At 42.3% G+C, this 17899-nt stretch carries 15 protein-coding genes; all 15 read left to right on the top strand.

Annotated elements, in window-relative coordinates; genetic code table 11:
• Positions 1 to 27: 27 nt before the first annotated feature.
• The 15 genes from ATC1_RS14150 (at position 28) to mgrA (ending at position 17853) form a co-directional block, all read left to right on the top strand.
• On the top strand, positions 28 to 993 hold the full coding sequence (locus tag ATC1_RS14150) for a GDP-L-fucose synthase family protein (protein ID WP_062284189.1): 966 nt from the start codon (positions 28 to 30) through the stop codon (positions 991 to 993).
• 14 nt (positions 994 to 1007) lie between these two features.
• Positions 1008 to 1856, top strand: a complete 849-nt coding sequence (locus ATC1_RS14145) for an ABC transporter permease (RefSeq protein ID WP_201777298.1) — start codon at positions 1008 to 1010, stop codon at positions 1854 to 1856.
• 12 nt (positions 1857 to 1868) lie between these two features.
• Positions 1869 to 3137 (top strand): ABC transporter ATP-binding protein, encoded by a 1269-nt coding sequence (locus tag ATC1_RS14140; RefSeq protein WP_062283757.1) that lies wholly within the window; start codon positions 1869 to 1871, stop codon positions 3135 to 3137.
• Positions 3137 to 4756, top strand: coding sequence for a capsular polysaccharide export protein, LipB/KpsS family (locus ATC1_RS14135; protein WP_062283754.1), 1620 nt, complete (start codon positions 3137 to 3139; stop codon positions 4754 to 4756). The genes ATC1_RS14140 and ATC1_RS14135 overlap by 1 nt, the downstream gene beginning before the upstream one ends.
• Positions 4756 to 5643, top strand: a complete 888-nt coding sequence (locus ATC1_RS14130; protein ID WP_062283751.1) for a class I SAM-dependent methyltransferase — start codon at positions 4756 to 4758, stop codon at positions 5641 to 5643. The genes ATC1_RS14135 and ATC1_RS14130 overlap by 1 nt, the downstream gene beginning before the upstream one ends.
• 41 nt (positions 5644 to 5684) lie before the next feature.
• Positions 5685 to 6692, top strand: a complete 1008-nt coding sequence (gene pseB / locus ATC1_RS14125; protein WP_062283749.1) for a UDP-N-acetylglucosamine 4,6-dehydratase (inverting) — start codon at positions 5685 to 5687, stop codon at positions 6690 to 6692.
• Positions 6689 to 7663: an SDR family oxidoreductase gene (locus ATC1_RS14120; protein ID WP_062283746.1), complete on the top strand. Its 975-nt coding sequence runs from the start codon at positions 6689 to 6691 to the stop codon at positions 7661 to 7663. The genes pseB and ATC1_RS14120 overlap by 4 nt, the downstream gene beginning before the upstream one ends.
• Positions 7664 to 7905: 242 nt before the next feature.
• Positions 7906 to 8973 carry an N-acetylneuraminate synthase family protein gene (locus ATC1_RS14115; protein WP_062283743.1) on the top strand — a complete coding sequence of 356 codons (1068 nt, stop codon included), beginning with the start codon at positions 7906 to 7908 and terminating at the stop codon, positions 8971 to 8973.
• A 93-nt stretch (positions 8974 to 9066) separates the two neighbouring features.
• Entirely contained in the window at positions 9067 to 10200 is a 1134-nt protein-coding gene (locus ATC1_RS14110; RefSeq protein ID WP_062283740.1) for a glycosyltransferase family 4 protein, read from the top strand.
• Positions 10201 to 10326: 126 nt separating this feature from the next.
• The gene (locus ATC1_RS14105; RefSeq protein ID WP_172667797.1) at positions 10327 to 11094 is read left to right on the top strand and encodes a cytidylyltransferase domain-containing protein; all 768 of its coding nucleotides are present in this window, start codon (positions 10327 to 10329) and stop codon (positions 11092 to 11094) included.
• Positions 11091 to 12020 carry a hypothetical protein gene (locus ATC1_RS14100; RefSeq protein ID WP_062283735.1) on the top strand — a complete coding sequence of 310 codons (930 nt, stop codon included), beginning with the start codon at positions 11091 to 11093 and terminating at the stop codon, positions 12018 to 12020. The genes ATC1_RS14105 and ATC1_RS14100 overlap by 4 nt, the downstream gene beginning before the upstream one ends.
• A gap of 35 nt (positions 12021 to 12055) precedes the next feature.
• Positions 12056 to 13015: a glycosyltransferase family A protein gene (locus ATC1_RS14095; RefSeq protein ID WP_062283733.1), complete on the top strand. Its 960-nt coding sequence runs from the start codon at positions 12056 to 12058 to the stop codon at positions 13013 to 13015.
• 225 nt (positions 13016 to 13240) lie between these two features.
• A complete protein-coding gene (locus ATC1_RS14090) occupies positions 13241 to 14761 on the top strand; it encodes a hypothetical protein (protein WP_152024327.1) in 1521 nt (506 codons plus the stop codon).
• 9 nt (positions 14762 to 14770) lie between these two features.
• Entirely contained in the window at positions 14771 to 16813 is a 2043-nt protein-coding gene (locus tag ATC1_RS14085) for an ArnT family glycosyltransferase (protein WP_062283729.1), read from the top strand.
• Positions 16810 to 17853, top strand: coding sequence for an L-glyceraldehyde 3-phosphate reductase (mgrA, locus tag ATC1_RS14080; RefSeq protein ID WP_062283726.1), 1044 nt, complete (start codon positions 16810 to 16812; stop codon positions 17851 to 17853). The genes ATC1_RS14085 and mgrA overlap by 4 nt, the downstream gene beginning before the upstream one ends.
• Positions 17854 to 17899: the final 46 nt, after the last annotated feature.

The following is a 17899-nucleotide window of genomic DNA, read 5'->3' as shown; positions in this document are numbered from 1 at the left end:
TTCTGACGGAGGGGTAAGGACATGTTTATGACGGAAGTTTCTCCGCTTTCAGGTAAAAGAATTTGTATCACTGGCGGCTCAGGTTTTTTAGGATCATTTGTTCAGGAAAGTTTGCATAGACGCGGAATTCATGATTTTTTTATTCCTGCCTCAAAAAATTACAATTTGATCAATGCCGCTGATATCAAACGAATGCTGGAAGATTCCAGACCGGATGTCATCATCCATTTGGCCGCCAATGTGGGCGGGATCGGCGCTAATCGAGAACATCCTGCAGAATTCTTTTATGATAATCTGATGATGGGTGTTCAACTGATCCATGAATCGTGGAAATTCGGTGTTGAAAAAATGGTGGCAGTCGGTACCATTTGTGCTTATCCAAAATACACGCCGATTCCATTCAAAGAATCCGATCTCTGGAATGGATATCCGGAAGAAACGAATGCCCCATATGGATTAGCGAAGAAGATGCTTCTTGTTCAGTCACAAGCTTATCGTCAGCAATACGGCTTTAATTCGATCTATCTGCTGCCGGTCAACTTATATGGTCCGCGTGATAATTTCAGTCCACGCTCTTCTCATGTCATTCCCGCACTAATTCACAAATGTTATGAAGCCAAACTGAAGGGCGATCCGGAAGTCATCATTTGGGGCGATGGAACTCCAACGCGAGAATTTATTTACGCGGGTGATGCAGCTGAAGGTATTGTCATGGCTGCCGAGTTTTATAATGGTCCCGATCCTGTTAACATCGGCTCTGGCAACGAAATTTCCATACGAGACCTGGCGGAAAAAATAGCAGTATTGACCGGTTTTAAAGGAAAAATTGTCTTTGATCCGACAAAACCAAATGGACAACCGCGGAGGGCGCTGGATGTAACACGGGCAAAAGAATATTTTGGCTTTTCCGCAAAGATGGATTTTGATACCGGATTGAAAAATACGATTGAATACTACATTTCAAACCGTGATGCAATATTGAAAAAAGGCTGATTCGGAGCAATATTTTGAATGTAATCAATGAACCAGAAACAACTAAAACGATCATTCAACCTTCACAAGGCTGGAAAATTGTCGATTTAAAAGAATTAATACGATCGCGCGAACTGATATTTTTTATGACATGGCGGGATCTGAAAGTCCGCTATAAACAGACTGTCTTAGGCGTTGCCTGGGCGATTATTCAACCTGTCATGACTATGGTTGTCTTTTCGATTTTCTTTGGTGGATTGGCAAGAGTACCTTCGGATGGCATCCCTTATCCATTGTTTTCACTGGCCGGTTTGCTTCCATGGCAGCTCTTTGAAAATTCGTTAAGAAATGCCAGCCGTTCTCTGGTTACAAACCGCAATATGATCACAAAAATTTATTTTCCGCGTGTGGTTTTGCCGCTTTCCAGTGTTTTGGCTTGCATCGTGGATTTTTTCGTTGCTGTACCTATTTTAATTTTTATGATGATTTACTATCATTATTCACCAAACATTTATTTGCTATTAATTCCATTTTACATTCTCTTAACCATCATTACATCCCTTGGGGTTGCCTTATGGTTTTCGGCAATGGATGTTTTATATCGGGATATTGGCTACATCATTCCATTTATTTGTCAGCTTTGGATGTATTTAACTCCGATTGCATATGGATCAGGAATGATTTCAAATCCAAAATTGCAGTTTATCTATAATCTGAATCCGATGGTGGGCGTTGTCAATGGATTTCGTTCATCTTTATTAGGTGTTTACAATACAGTGCCGATACAAAGCATTGTTTTCAGTTCGGTGATCTCAATTCTGATTTTGATCAGCGGCTTGGTCTATTTCCGGCGGATGGAAAAGCAATTCGCCGATCTCATTTAAGAGGAGTACATCGTGCCTCAAAATTCAGTCATTGTAAGTCATATTGGCAAGAGATACAGGATCGGTGCTGCGCCTGCCTCTTATCGAACTTTTCGGGAGACGTTAATCGATACGTTTACCAAACCTAAAAAACGTCTGCATGGGAAAATGACTGATGCAAATTCTTTCTGGGCACTAAAAGATATTTCCTTTAATGTTGAAAAAGGGATGGCGTTGGGGATCGTCGGTCGCAATGGCGCCGGAAAAAGCACATTATTGAAGATTCTTTCCCGAGTGACAGAACCAACTGTCGGGTCTGCGACCATTTCCGGAAGAGTCGGATCTTTGCTGGAAGTTGGAACAGGTTTTCATCCCGAATTAACGGGAAGGGAAAATATCTATTTAAACGGTGCGATTTTAGGGATGAAGCATGAAGAAATATCCCGAAAAATGGATGAAATTATTGCCTTCTCAGAAGTAGAAGAGTTTATTGATACACCTGTAAAACGATATTCAAGCGGTATGTATCTGCGTCTTGCCTTTGCAGTATCGGCTCACCTCGAACCGGAAATATTAGTGATTGATGAAGTATTAGCTGTCGGCGATGCTGAATTCCAAAGGAAATGCCTCGGAAAAATGAGCGATGTCGCCGATCAGGGCAGAACCGTGCTGTTTGTCAGTCATAATATGTCAGCCATTCTACGGCTTACGCAAGAGACAATTGTTTTGGAAAAAGGCAAACTCGTAATGCAGGCTCCCTCAGCTGAAGCAGTAGATTACTATTTATCACATGGTTTTTCACAGGAAGGGTTTCGAGTATGGACTCCGGATGAAATTCCTGCCGAAGCAGCTCCCTTTGTACCGGTGGCGATACGAATTCTGAACGATCAAGGAAACATTTCGGATACTGTTCGTTCAACACAGCCGATTCATATCGAGTTCGAATATCAATTAGAGGAAGCGATCACCGGATTGCGGGTTGGCATCTATTTAATCAGTGTACGGGGGGAATTTATTTTTACTTCTTTTGACGTCGATGATTCAGAAAGATTCGAGGAATTCAGCGTACGTGACAAGGGAACTTACATCAGCCGATGCACAATTCCTGCGGATTTCTTGAATGAAGGACGTTTTGTTTTAGGAGTCAATGCAAGTACTTTTAAAATCAAGAGATATTTTCACGATGAACAAGCGCTTGTATTTCATGTGGATGGCACCGGAGCGCCGGGAACGCAATGGCCGGAACCGCGCACCGGATTGATTCGTCCAAGATTATCATGGGAAATTGAGGCGAAAAACTAATGCAAACGACTTATAAAGAAACTATCAGCAAAATTTTAGGCGAAATTCCCTTAACAGCCGAATTCTATTTCCAGTTAAAGAATAAGGGTGAACCTGGAACCCGTTATTCATTAAAAAATATTCAAGCACGACTTCCGCAAATTCTAAAAGATATTGAACAATTTAAAACCGAACAAAAGAAACCAAAAAAGATTTTTGTTTTTACATCACTCCACTATTGGGTTGAACAAGCTGCTACGGTTTCACTCTATTTTGCCGCAAAGGGACATCATGTCACTTTTGGATATCTCCCTTATGCAGATTGGCAGAAACCCGTCAATAAGTTCGATTTACGCAGGCAGGACTTGTATACAAAGAAAGTCTTTGAAGACGCTGAGAAATATATGGATATCGTCTCTTTCCTGCCGATTCACCCTTCCTATAAGTCCATTCCAGAAGAGCTGCATCATATTATTGAAGAGGTCAGCACTTATGATACACAATATACGCTTCAAGTGGAGGAATTTGACCAGAATGATCCGTTATTCAAAATGCGGATGGAACGGAATGAATCATTTGCAAGGCTTCTTTATTCCTGGTTGAAAAATAACCGTCCAGATTATGTGATCATACCCAATGGTACGATTCAGGAAATGGGTGTGGCATATCGTATTGCGAAATGGATGAATATACCCGTTACAACCTATGAATTTGGAGAACAACGAAAACGAATCTGGATAGCGCAAAACCGTGAAGTGATGCGTCAGGAGACGGATGATCTTTGGGAAATCCGGAAGAATATCCAAGTTACTGATGAGGAACTCGAAAAAGTCAAGGCGATGTTTGGCGCCAGACAACATGCGAATATCTGGGAGAATTTTTCTCGCCGTTGGCAGGGAAGCGATCGTGTGGGCAGTGAAAAAGTTCGAGAAAGTTTGAAGCTGGATGATCGTCCGGTTGTCTTTCTGGCAACGAATGTACTGGGCGACAGTTTAACACTGGGCAGGCATACATTTTCGAAAAATATGGCGGAATGGATCGAGCGTACTGTTCAGTATTTTGTTGAACGAACCGATGCGCAACTGGTCATCCGCGTACATCCCGGAGAACAGCTGACGCATGGAACTTCCATGGTGGACGTCGTCCGAAACCTGCTGCCTAAACTGCCGGAGCACATCCATCTGATTACACCGACCGATAAGACCAATTCCTATGATCTGGTGGATATTGCTCGTTTAGGTTTGGTATACACTACAACGATGGGACTTGAAATGTCCATGAGTGGTGTGCCGGTGATTGTCGCCGGACAAACCCATTATCGCGGCAGGGGATTTACTTTTGATCCGGAAAATTGGGTCAGCTATTATAAGATACTGGGCGGGATGCTGGATGACCCGGAAAAGGCAGTATTAAGTGAAACTCAAGTGAAACAGGCATGGGCATATGCTTATTCGTTTTTCTTTGAGTATGCAAGGCCATTCCCCTGGCATCTGGTAAAAATGTGGGATGATTTTGACAGGCGTCCTTTTTCTTATATTTTGAGTAAGGAAGGACAAGTTGAATATGGGACCAGTTTTGAGTATCTGATCGGGAAAAAATTAGACTGGGCGGAAATATTTGCCGATAAATTGGAAAAATAATGAATGAACCTGAGATAAAACAAAACGTCCGAGAATTCTATGACCAGATTGGCTGGAAGAAGGAGTCCGACGGATATTATCAAAATGCGCGATATGAAGATTTACGTCCGGTATCTGCTGAATATATTCACCGCTGTCATTTGCGGATTACGCCATATTTTTCGGACGGAGGTAAATTTTTTCTGGATGCCGGTTCTGGTCCGGTTCAATATCCTGAATATTTAACCTATTCAATGAATTTTGAGAAAAGGGTGTGTGCGGATATCTCCATAACTGCTCTGATTGAAGCACGGAAAAAAATCGGCGCACATGGTCTTTTTGTGGTAGCGGATATTGCGAACCTTCCGTTTACAGCGGGGGCTTTTGATGGTATTGTTTCCCTCCATACATTGCATCATTTACCTCTGGATGAACAGGAAAAAGCCTGGATGGATCTGATTCGTGTGCTGGCTCCTAAAAGAACCGCGGTGGTGGTTAATGGTTGGACAGAATCAAAAATGATGAAAAAGTGGCAGCCGATGATGGAAAAGATGGAAAAAATCGGTCGTCTTATTGCAAGAATTCGGGGGAAAGAACTGAAAAAGGATCAAAAAGGAAAGCGAGCGGTGTCTGATACCGCTCAAGCTACTGGAACCTTTGTGCAGAAACTCGATGCTTCCTGGATCCGCAGCAAACTGGATATGCCGGGAATTTTATCTGTAGACATCCGATGCTGGCGCAGTGTCAGTGTGCGATGGCTGCGGGCTTTAATCCATCAACCATTTGGCAGACTTGCTTTGCGGATATTATTCCGAAATGAAGAAAAAAGGCCTGAATTCTACGGTGAATATGGGCAGTATCCGTTAATTATTATTAAGAAAATTGCTCACTCGGAGACTGAAAAATAATAATTTTTAGTCTTATTCCGAATTTCTGGAAGGAGAATTGAATGGACTGGACGAATAAAGTAGTCTTAATTACCGGCGGAACCGGTTCTTTTGGTAAAAAATTTATCAAGACGATGCTGACAGAATATCATCCTGCAAAGATCATTGTTTATAGCAGAGATGAATTAAAACAATATGAAATGCAAACTTCAGGTTATGATAATCCGAGTTTACGATACTTTCTTGGCGACATCCGTGATCTTCCCAGGCTAAAACGAGCTTTTGAAGGTGTGGATATTGTGGTACATGCTGCAGCGCTGAAGCAGGTTCCGGCTTGTGAATATAATCCGATGGAAGCCGTTAAGACGAATATACTTGGCAGCCAGAATGTAATAGAGGCTGCCCTCGATACCGGAGTAAAAAAAGTCCTTGCAATCAGTACAGATAAGGCAGTCAATCCATTGAATCTGTACGGCGTGACGAAGTTAGCTGCTGAAAAACTCTTTATTCAAAGCAATTCATATGCTGGTGGTCGTACCGTGCGCTTCTCCTGCGTTCGTTATGGAAATGTAGTTGGCAGCCGCGGATCGGTAGTTCCGGTTTTCCTTCGTCAAAGCGCGAACGGCACATTAACGGTTACGGATGAACGGATGACGCGATTCTGGATATCACTGGAAAATGGCGCTCATTTTGTCATTCGCTGCATAGAACAAATGTATGGTGGCGAAGTGTTTGTTCCGAAAATTCCGAGTATGGCAGTTAAGGATCTGGCAATTGCTATTGCTCCGGAAGCAGAGATCATTTATACCGGAATTCGACCAGGTGAAAAATTGCATGAAGTCCTGATTTCCGAAGATGAAGCAAGAAACTCTGTGGAATTAAATGACATGTTTGTGGTGCAGCCGACAGGAACGACATGGTTCGGTCGTGAATGGGAAAAAATTGGCAAGCCATTACCGGAAGGATTTCATTATTCCAGCGACAATAATTCAGAATGGCTGGACCTGGAAGGGGTCAAACGGATGATTGCTCCTTTTAAAGAAGCTTTTGAAAATGGACAACTTCAATGAATCTGCTTCATCATAATTCATCCAGCGACTCACCGGAAAGCAAACCCCGTTTATTGGTAACAGGGGCTTCCGGTTTGTTGGGTTTGAATCTGGCTGTACAGTTGAAGGATGCGTATCATGTGATTGGAGTTTACAACAAGAAGCAGCTGCAGCAAGTTCCCTTTGATTTGATTCAGGGGGATTTTTTTATTGAAGGCACTGCTGAAAGAATGATTGCAGAAGCGCGACCGGATGCGATCATTCATTGTGCTGCAATGGCTAATATCGATGCCTGTGAGAAAAATCCGTTGATGGCTCGGCAGATCAATGGCGAGATTCCGGGCGAGATTGCTTCTCTTGCCCGAAAACACAAAATCCGTCTAATTCATATTTCCACTGATGCGGTTTTCGACGGTCTGGATTGCGGTGAAGAAGGCTACCATGAAGAGGATCAGACAAACCCCATCAACGTTTATGCGCAAACAAAATTACTTGGAGAGCAGAATGTCCTGGATCAAAATCCAGAGGCTCTGGTAGCACGAGTAAATTTTTATGGCTGGAGTGTGACGCAAAGCCGGAGTCTGGGGGAGATTTTTTTTCATAATCTGGCAGAGAAGAAAACAATGATGGGCTTTACCGATGTTTTTTTCTGTACGCTTTATGTCCAGAATATGGTTCGTATTCTCGATCAATTAATTCAAATGGATGCTTCCGGTTTATATCATGTTTTTAGCTCTGATTTTCAGAGCAAATATGATTTTGGTGTCTCCATCGCGCGACGATTTGGTTTGGATGCCTCATTAATATCTCCGGTTTCGTGGAAAGATAGCGGGCTTACTGCAAAACGATCACCAAATTTGATTATGAATACTGACAAACTGCACCGGTTGCTGGGTGAGAATCTGCCGACCCAAAAGGATTGTCTTGAAGATTTTTATCAAGCCTATCAGGATGGATTGCCGGAATTATTGAAGCAGATTGGATTACAATAACTCGAAAATTGGAAAAGCCTTTTTAGAAACGAGCAGAAAAGTAGTAATTCGTACTATGGATTAATTTGCAGAATAAAAGAACTGACAAAGAATTCTTTTCATATTTTGAATTATCGGAAGAAACGATATTTTCTTGAAAGACAATTCAATTTGTCTGCAACAATGCGAATTATCAAACACTCTCTTGAATCAATTGCGAATTGCTGATTTGTCAAAAGACTGATACCACAAACGGGATGATTATGGAAAAAATAAAGATCGGGAAAAAAACCATTGGAATCGATGAACCTGTCTATTTTATTGCTGACATCGCTGCCAATCATGACGGTGATCTGAATCGGGCAAAACAATTAATTCATATCGCAAAAGAGAACGGCGCTGATGCAGCAAAATTTCAAAACTTTAAAGCTGCAAAAATTGTCTCGGATTACGGCTTTCGTACGATGGGCGGGCAGCAATCCCATCAGGCAAAATGGAAAAAATCCGTGTTTGAGGTCTATCAGGATGCTTCAGTACCTGATCGTTGGTCATCCGAATTGAAAGAGACCTGTGATAAAGAAGGAATTGAATATTTCTCGGCTCCATATGACTTTGAATCAATTGACTGGCTGGATGCGTACATGTCCGTCTATAAAATCGGATCCGGGGATATTGACTGGCTTGAATCTTTGGAACGCATTGCCTCTAAAGGAAAACCCGTTTTGCTGGCAACTGGAGCCTCTGATCTCTGTGATGTGCAGCGGGCTGTTCATACAATCCTTGCAAAGAATTCACAACTGGTTTTGATGCAGTGCAATACCAACTATACAGCCAGCCTTGAAAACTTTCAATACATTCATCTGCGTGTTTTACAGACCTATGCGACGATTTGGCCGGATTTGATTTTGGGCTTATCCGATCACACACCCGGACATGCGACCGTGTTAGGCGCAGTAGCTCTCGGTGCCCGTGTGATTGAAAAGCATTTTACGGATGATAACAATCGGGAAGGACCGGATCATAAATTTGCGATGAATCCTGTCTCCTGGGCAGCAATGGTCGAAAATACACGTCAGTTAGAGAAAGCGCTGGGTTCTTCGGAGAAGTACATCAATGAGAATGAATTAGAAACCTCGGTAATCCAGCGGCGTTGTCTCCGCGCGGCAAGGGATATTCGTGCCGGCGAGGTTTTCTCAAGGAATATGATTGACGTTTTGCGTCCTGCAGTGCCGGGAGCCATCAAACCGCCGGAAATCGATAACGTGATCGGCATGAAGGCATTGGAAGATATCCCGTTCGGCAAAGAACTCAGTTGGAAACTATTAGGATAAGATAACCGAAATACTATTGCCTATCGGTCTTCATGCTAATAAATCGATCAACACGAAATTATAAATAGGACCAAAAACTGTTCATAAAAATTTATGAAAGTACTTTTTTTTTCAAGAGACTATACCCCGCATGATTATCGGTTTTTGAAAGCTATTGCAGAAATCGGCCATGAATGTTATTACCTGCGGCTGGAAGACCGTGGCCAACGTCTGGAACGCAGGAAACTTCCAGACTCTGTGCATGTGATTAACTGGAAATGGGGAAAATCACCTCGAGATCCAGTTAACGATCCCTATGTCATATCCGATTTGAAAACGATTTGGAATGAAATCCGACCGGATGTGATTCATACTGGACCGCTTCCAGATGTCTCCTGGTTGGCAGCCAGGGCAGGTTTGCATCCGCATGCGGCGATGTCTTGGGGCTTTGATCTGATGCATGATATTGAAATCAGCGATGCCATGAGACAAACAACTGCTTTCGCTCTGCAGAACGCGGACTGGTTTCTCGGTGATTGTTATGTTGAGCGTGATACGGCAGCATCGCTGGGATTAAATCCAGCGCATGCAACAATTTTTCCGTGGGGAATTGATCTGCAAAAACTGACTCGCAAAAAAAGTCTACTTCGAGGGGAATTCGTGCAGGATGATGATTTTGTCCTCATCAGTCTGCGAACCATGGAACCGAATTACAATGTCGCAACAATTGTGAAAGGCTTTTTGTTGGCGGCACAAAATGTTTCGTCTTTGAAATTGTTACTGTTAGGGGACGGCAGCCAAAAAGCGATGCTTCAACAAATGGCTTCATCGGCTCCTGAGGAAATCCAAAAGCGGATTTTTTGGATCGGACGGAAAAAGAATGATGAATTGAAGGATTATTATTGCGCCTCTGATCTTTATTTAAGCGCTTCGATTACGGATGGAACATCCGTATCGTTGTTGGAAGCGATGGCATTTGAAGTTCCTGTGCTTGTCTCCGCAATTCCGGGTAATCTTGAATGGGTAACAGCGGATGAAACCGGTTTATTGTTTGAGCCCAATAACGAGCAGATGTTGGCAGAAAAAATTCTGTTTTGTTATGAAAACAGAGGGAAACTGAATTCGATGATAAAGAATGCGCGGAAAATGATTGAGGAAAAAGCAGATTGGGAAAAGAATAAGTTCCAATTAACAACTGCTTATGAACAAGCAATTGCTGTTTCAAAGCAAAGAGGTTTTTCCAGATAACATGCAGAACCTGCATTTTTCTACTGAGAAGTGACTGAAAAAATGGAAGTTTTTTCGCAGAAAAAAACCTCGAAATATCAGAGCAGTAAAGGAAATAATACAGATGATGAATTTCAGGATCATCACATGAAAAAAACATTGATAATTCAAGCCAGAATGGGTTCAAGCAGGCTGCCCGGGAAAGTACTTTTAGATTTGCAGGGCAGACCGGTTCTCGAATGGGTTGTAAGGCGCGGAGCCCAGGCGGCGTTCGTGGATGAAGTGCTTGTGGCTACAACAGTGAATGTAGCAGATGACCCGATCGAAAAATGGTGCCTGGAGCATGGAATTGCCTGCTTTCGCGGATCCGAGTTTGATGTTTTGGACCGATTTTATCAGGCTTCACTTTCCGTTCACTCAGATCTGATCATTCGTGTAACGGCTGACTGTCCTTTGATTGATCCCAAAGTAATTGATGATACAATACGGCATTTCCTCAATACCGGAGCAGATTTTACTGCAAATCGTCTGCCTCCGCCCTGGCATCGAACATTCCCTATTGGTCTGGATGTGGAAGTAGTCAGCTTCATGAATCTCAAAAAAGCATGGCAGGAAGCCAGAGAACCTTTTGAACGAGAACATGTCATGCCCTGGTTTTATTCCGTTCCAGGTCGCTTTAAAGTAGAGATTCTGGATCATTATCCGGATTATGGAAATCATCGCTGGACAATCGACACATTGGATGATTACTTGCTCTTACAGGAAATCTTTAAACGGTTATCAGATCCGCTGCAAGCTTCATGGTATGATGTATTGAAAATCATCGAGCAAAACCCGGATTTAGAACGGATTAACGAATCTACTCATGCAAAACAGGTTGATGTTGTGGATGAAAGGAGCTTGAAAAAAACATGAGTGTGATGACAATTTTTATCTCTCCTAAAGCTTTCATCCGTGACCATATCGCAACAATTCAATGGAATGCAATTCAATCCTGGAAACAATTTGGAAAAGATGTTGACATTGTCCTGATCGGCGATGATCCTGGTGTAGAAGAAGCGTCCATTGATTTGGAAGTCCGATATATTCCTCATGTGAAGCGCAATTCATCTGGAACACCGTTGTTGAGCGATATCTTTTCCTTAGCACGGGAGACTTCCATTTCTCCTTTATTGGCATATGTCAACGCAGATATTATTCTTCTCCCGAATTTTTTGGAAATAGCCGAAAGCATATTGAGTTATGAGAAGCAATTCCTGCTGGTTGGACAACGTTGGGATTTGGATATTCGGGAAAAAATCAATATGTCTGATGGATGGATTGATCGTATCCGAGAGGATATAAAAAATCGTGGCAGACGTCATCCGGCAGGGGGCAGCGATTATTTTATTTTCCCACGAAATTGTTTTATGAAAATGCCTGATTTTGCAATCGGCAGATCTGGTTGGGATAACTGGATGTTTTATGAAGCAAGGATGAGAGGTTGGAAACTGATCGACTGTTCGGACGTGATCGATATCATCCATCAGGATCACGATTACGCGCATCTTCCGGGAGGACAGCCTCATTACCGGCAACAGGAATCCTTCGAAAATGTAAAATTAGCAGGCGGGAAGCGGACTGTTTTCACTTTACTGGATTGTGACTGGAAAATGAAAAAAGACGGCTCCTTAACACGCCCAAGTCTAACAGTGAAAAAAATATTAAGGGAGATCGAAATTTTTCCTTTGGTAACTCTGAAATCAAGACTTCTGGGAGAAGCATTTTTTGCCGTATTTCATCCGAAAAAAGCGTATGGTGAATTACGCAAATTCTTAACAAAAAATAATAAGAATTCCTGACATCGATGGATGATGTGGAATAAGAGGAAGACACCATGCGAATTGGACAAAATCCTGCAAAATTTGTGAAGGATGTAGCAAAACCGGCCAGAGTGACAGTGGCAGTTCTGAATTACATCCCATTTATCAGTGGTTTCTATGCGGAAATGCCTGAAGTCTTAAAAGCTTGCTTGAACGGTATTCGAAACAGCACAACGGATGTCGATTATGATCTGATGGTTTTTGACAACGGGAGCTGCGATGAAATCAAAGCATATCTATTGAACGAACAAAAATCGGGCAATATTCAATATCTGATATTTTCTGAAAAAAATCTTGGCAAAGGAGGTGCCTGGAATATCATTCTGGATGGGGCACCAGGCGATGTTATCGCATATACGGATAATGATTGCCTCTTTTCTCCAGGTTGGCTATCGAAAAGTCTTGAAATTTTGGAAACCTATCCCCATACCGGTATGGTGACTGCCCGACCTTTCCGTACCAATCCGGATTATTATTCAAACACGCTCAAATGGGCAAAAAACCAGGAAGATGTTCAGTACAAATCCGGGCAGCTTGTCCCTTATGAAACCTTTCGTGAATTCGATTTAAGTTTGGGACAATCTGAAGAAGAAATTCGCGCGCATTATGATTCCAGCGAAGACCATTTATTAACCTATCATGATGTTCAGGCGATGGTTGGCGCGTCTCACTGGCAGTTTACCGCTTATCGTAGTGTCTTGTCCGAATTCCTTCCTTTCCAGATGGATCGTCCGATGGGCCAGGTAAAACAATTGGATATGCGGATGAATGAAAAAGGATATCTGCGATTAATGACCCCGCAGCCATTGGCGATGAACATGAGCAATACGATAACGTTTGTTTCCAGCCCGACCGATGGTGTAAAAAATAACAAAGTGATGCGGCGTCGCTTTGTTGATACTCCGCCTGTTAAAAAAATCCTTTTAAGTATATATAATAAGATTTTTCACTGGTATTATGATCAAAGGTCATGATAAACCAAAATTTGGAGAATGTATGGGAAATCAGCGGATCGAATTATAAGAGGGAGTATTTGTTGTGGTGATGGTTTTTCGCGAAACGTAGAACCATCACTATAACAAGGTTGTTCTTTTTTTCTTAAAAGGCTTTTCCATCCTTCGAATCGCTGATGGGAGAAGTCAATCTGAACGGAGCATTTACCTGTCATCATCGAAAAAAACCTGAGAAATGTCAGGGCTATGAAAATTATAAATAGCATGAATAACGAATTAATTGAAAAAAAACAAAAAACAGTCTTTATCAGCGCTGATCATGGATTGGCATTGGTTTATTTTTTACAGACAGATGTTGTCAATACGATGTTGTCTAATGGAATTCGCGTAGTCGTCCTGACCGATGATGGCGTGACCGATAAAGTCCGCTCGAGATTTGCTGCGGATAACCTGTATTTTGAAGGCTTACGGCTTGACGGGCTTAAAAAATATTTCAAAAGCGTTCATCATAATCGCCAGTATTGGCTGCATTTTTTACGTTGGATGGGCGGTTCTGATCAGGTTAACACAACAGCAATTGACAGCCATTTACGGCAGATGAATCATGAAACATCACGACGCGGCAAATTCTTGATGCCTTTTCTCAAAGGGTATATCCGCATTCTGCGGAAATCAGGATATGCGCGGAAGAATCTGGTGAGGAGCCAGATGCGTTATACGCCAGCCATCTATTCAGATCTTTTTGAGAAATATTCACCAACACTCGTTATTGCCAGTACATCCGGATGGCGATTGGATCGTTATTTACTGCGGGAAGCTGCTCAAAGAGGGATTGAAACTTGCATGGCTGTAATTGGATGGGATAATCCAAGCAGTTATCGCCTGCCCGGGGCGCCAATGCAGTGGGCGAATTGCTGGTCACAGATTCAGAAACAGGAACTGACGGAAGGGGCTGATTGGAATCAAGATCGGGTGAATATCGGCGGAATTCCCACCTATGATGGATATTTCCAAAAGAAATGGCAGCTTTCACGGGAAGCGTATTTTCAAATGCATCAACTGGATTTGAATCGAAAACTGATATCTTTTGCTTGCAGTTTTGTTACCTTCTCCCCAAACTTTCAGGATATTGAAGCATTAGTTCAATTAGTCTCTGAAGATGCATTGAATCAACCCTGCCAGTTATTGATTCGGCTCCATCCCAATCACTTTCTTGCCGGATCCCTTTTTGAAGAAGAGGCAAATCGTATCCGGGAACTGATCAAAGGGAAACCCTATATCCATCTGGTTGAACCTGTCGCGTTGGGTGGTGATCTTGGATTCTACTCTGGAGAGGATATGCCGGAGAAGTCTTCCATGATGGCCTGGTCGGATGTCTTTTTGACGGTCTATTCAACGATGGTTGTGGAGACAGCAATCCACAATCGGCCGATTGTCAGTGTCTGCATCGATGCTCCTGGCGGATGGAACAAACCGGAAAAATTCAGTTTGTCTCTGTCAGAAATCGGCAAATGGCCTACACATGAGCGTTTTCGAAATGCCAAGGCTGGCCGTGTTGTTTACAACAAGGAACAATTGAAGGATGCCATCAATTTGTATCTGGAGCATCCGGAGACTGATGAAGCTGAACGCTTAAAGTTCATTCAGGATGAATGTACTTATACGGATGGATCTGCCGGAAAAAGAACTGGCGAGTATTTCTCCCGACTTGCTAAGGAAAGCAAAATCAGCCAATCGGTCATCTATCAATTCGATCCTATTCATTGACTTAATACGATGAAAAAATTGACATTGCGTTTTTTCATCCCTTCTTTAACAATTCTTGAAGCTTTTTGCGCCATTTTCTTTTTATGGAAGCCATCTGAAACCGGACTGTCTTTAATCAGGTCCGGTTTTATTCTGATTGTCTTTATCGCCGCTTGTCTGATTTGGGCAGGTTGGCTGTGGTATTTCAAGAAAAACGGACCAGTGATATTCATGCGTCTGGCGCTAAAGAGAAGTATCATCGAAAAGACAATCCTTTGTTTGTTTTTCACCAGTGTGATCAGTTTTACAATCGCGATTGCCTCTCAGTTTTATTATGATCATCCACCAGTAGACCATATCATTCGTTATATACGCCAGGCTGTACCGGCATTGATTTTTTTTGGGTTTTACCTGATTCAGGGATCATTCGTTCTATTCTATTTGCTGTTCAAACTTGAAAAACGTATTGGACAGACATGCAGACGGATTTTTTTGAATGGAAGAATCGTCTGGCAGACAGCGTTGATTTTTCTTGCCTGTCTGTTGCTCATGGGAGCATTTTTCCCGCTGCGAAAAAATTATTATCCTTCCTATGATTACTCAATTTTTTCATACATCGGTCAACAAATTCGGAACGGGAAAATCCCCTATCTTGAAATTTGGGACCATAAACCGCCGATGGTTTTCTATCTGGATGCGTTCGGTTTATTTTTGGCAGACGGATCACTTACGGGTATATGGCTGCTGGAGCTGTTCGCATTATTTACCGGGGCTTTTATCTTATTCAAACTACTGTCACGTTTTTTCCCCGAATCCATAACCCTCTCGGCAGTCATTCTGATAATCCTGCATTACGTCAGAGTATTTGATTTTGGAAATTACACTGAAGAGTATGCGCTATTTTTTCAGATTCTCGCTCTGGGATTGTTTTTTTCCCGATTTTGGAAAACCAGACCATTCCTGTCAGGGTTAACTTCCGGATTATTGTGCGGACTGGCTTTCACCTGCAAACAGAATACGATCGGTATTTGGGCTACTTTCTCGATCATGGAAATTCTTTCATGGATTCAATGGAAAAAAGATCGCAAGGAAATTATCCATCGATGGATCTTTTTTCTGTTCGGATTGATTGCCATTAATGGAATTTGGGCTTTTTACTTTTGGAACAAAGGTGCACTTCAGGAGTATTGGGATGTCGCTTTTCTGTATAATCTGATTTACTCGGAGCAAAGCGCTGCCAACCGCTGGGCAACCGGATTGACAACGCTGACTTTCTTGCCAGGGATTTCCATTTTTCTTTCCTCCGGTTTTCTATCATGGCTGATTGTTTTTATTCGATTTCTTAATTGTCTGCGAATGAAAAGCGGCAGTTTCTTTGGATCAATTGAAAATCCTCCGATTCTTTTATGGGCTTTCCTTTCGCTGCCAATTGAATTGTTGCTGGCGGGTTTATCCGGGATGAATTATCAGCATTATTTTATCTTGTGTTTCCCACCAGTCTGTGTGCTGGTTATCTGGCTGGGAATGCGGATCTATGATTTTCTTAATACAAATATGAAAACTCAGACCGCTGTGTTCCTGGTTATACTCTTGTTCATCGTCACATCGATTCCGATCGTTTCACTTTATCGGGAAAACTACAATCCTCGGATGCCGTCTGTTTACACAAAAACTGCCGATTTCCTGAAGGAAAACACGAATAAAACTGATCCGGTAATCATTTGGGGTGGCGGATTGGCATCGTATGTCCTGGCTGAACGATCAGCGCCGACACGATTTTTTAATGTCCGTCCTTTATATTTATTTCCCGGATATGTCCAGGAAAAACAATGGTCACAATTTTTATATGATTTGAAGCAAAATCCGCCACGATTTATTATCTATACCAATGAAAGTTACCTTGCGAAAATACCATTTTCCGATTCAGGATTTTGCAGCGAATTAAATCTGGCAGATTATCAGTTGGAAACGTATAATTTTTTATGTCAGAATTACCAATATCGCGAAACGATTAATGAAGGAATGAATGATCAATGGGGTGTGTTTGAACGAATACAAGGAGGAAAACAATGATCGATGCTCATAACGAAAATTTATCCGACGTATATGCTGCTTCACCTTCGCGTTACGATACAATGATTTATCGACGCTGTGGACGAAGCGGAATTAAACTGCCCGTACTGACACTCGGGTTATGGCATAATTTTGACGGTTATAAAAGTTTTGAAACTGCTCGAGCTATGGTTCGTCATGCGTTTAATAAGGGAATTACTCATTTTGATCTGGCAAATAATTATGGACCTCCCTATGGCGCTGCTGAGCGTGTTTTCGGACAGTTATTCGCTCTGGATTTGAAACCGTATCGGGATGAGTTATTTATATCTTCCAAAGCGGGGTATGATATGTGGCCTGGCCCATATGGCGATTTTGGATCTCGCAAATATCTGATTTCCAGTTTGAATCAGAGCTTGAAACGCACAGGGCTGGATTATGTGGATGTCTTTTATCATCATCGCCCGGATCCTGAGACGCCATTAGAAGAAACAATGAGTGCGTTGGATCACGTTGTCCGGCAGGGGAAAGCTCTTTATGCCGGAATTTCCAATTATCCGGCTGACCTCACTGCAAAAGCAGCGAAAATACTACGAGATCTTGGCACTCCTTGCTTGATCCATCAGCCATCCTATTCCATTCTCAATCGGTGGACTGAAAAGGACCATCTGTTTGACATCACAGCTGAGAACGGGATCGGTGTCATTGTTTTTTCACCGCTTCAAAGAGGATTGCTTTCAGGAAGATATCTTAATGGTATTCCGGAAGGCTCGCGAGCTTCCCTGAACAAACATCTGAAAAGCAATTTAATTAATGAACAGACGATAGGATATATCAAAGCTCTTAATGAAGTTGCACAAAAACGCGGACAGACTTTGGCACAGATGTCCCTTGCCTGGGTTCTGCGAGATACTCGTGTCACCAGCGCATTGTTTGGCGCCAGCAGCGTTGACCAAGTGGATGAAAATCTGAGAGTATTGGATCAATTGAATTTTTCTGATGAGGAATTACGCGAAATCGATCGAATTGCTGAGCCGTTTATCAAATTGTTAGAAAAGTAATTTGTCTTCTACATCTGAATAAATATTTTTGGCTTCATCCTGTAGA

The sequence above is a fragment of the Flexilinea flocculi genome (assembly GCF_001192795.1).
In the GTDB taxonomy this organism is placed as follows: domain Bacteria; phylum Chloroflexota; class Anaerolineae; order Anaerolineales; family Anaerolineaceae; genus Flexilinea; species Flexilinea flocculi.
Note: the sequence above shows the minus strand (reverse complement) of the source record. Positions and strands in the feature narration are given on the sequence as shown.

What these genes read in the sequence shown, in the direction of transcription:
- ATC1_RS14150 (WP_062284189.1), top strand. Translation starts at nt 28, where the DNA reads ATGACGGAAGTTTCTCCGCTTTCAGGTAAAAGAATTTGTATCACTGGC.
- ATC1_RS14135 (WP_062283754.1), top strand. Translation starts at nt 3,137, where the DNA reads ATGCAAACGACTTATAAAGAAACTATCAGCAAAATTTTAGGCGAAATT.
- ATC1_RS14130 (WP_062283751.1), top strand. Translation starts at nt 4,756, where the DNA reads ATGAATGAACCTGAGATAAAACAAAACGTCCGAGAATTCTATGACCAG.
- pseB (WP_062283749.1), top strand. Translation starts at nt 5,685, where the DNA reads ATGGACTGGACGAATAAAGTAGTCTTAATTACCGGCGGAACCGGTTCT.
- ATC1_RS14120 (WP_062283746.1), top strand. Translation starts at nt 6,689, where the DNA reads ATGAATCTGCTTCATCATAATTCATCCAGCGACTCACCGGAAAGCAAA.
- ATC1_RS14115 (WP_062283743.1), top strand. Translation starts at nt 7,906, where the DNA reads ATGGAAAAAATAAAGATCGGGAAAAAAACCATTGGAATCGATGAACCT.
- ATC1_RS14110 (WP_062283740.1), top strand. Translation starts at nt 9,067, where the DNA reads ATGAAAGTACTTTTTTTTTCAAGAGACTATACCCCGCATGATTATCGG.
- ATC1_RS14105 (WP_172667797.1), top strand. Translation starts at nt 10,327, where the DNA reads ATGAAAAAAACATTGATAATTCAAGCCAGAATGGGTTCAAGCAGGCTG.
- ATC1_RS14100 (WP_062283735.1), top strand. Translation starts at nt 11,091, where the DNA reads ATGAGTGTGATGACAATTTTTATCTCTCCTAAAGCTTTCATCCGTGAC.
- ATC1_RS14095 (WP_062283733.1), top strand. Translation starts at nt 12,056, where the DNA reads ATGCGAATTGGACAAAATCCTGCAAAATTTGTGAAGGATGTAGCAAAA.
- ATC1_RS14090 (WP_152024327.1), top strand. Translation starts at nt 13,241, where the DNA reads ATGAAAATTATAAATAGCATGAATAACGAATTAATTGAAAAAAAACAA.
- ATC1_RS14085 (WP_062283729.1), top strand. Translation starts at nt 14,771, where the DNA reads ATGAAAAAATTGACATTGCGTTTTTTCATCCCTTCTTTAACAATTCTT.
- mgrA (WP_062283726.1), top strand. Translation starts at nt 16,810, where the DNA reads ATGATCGATGCTCATAACGAAAATTTATCCGACGTATATGCTGCTTCA.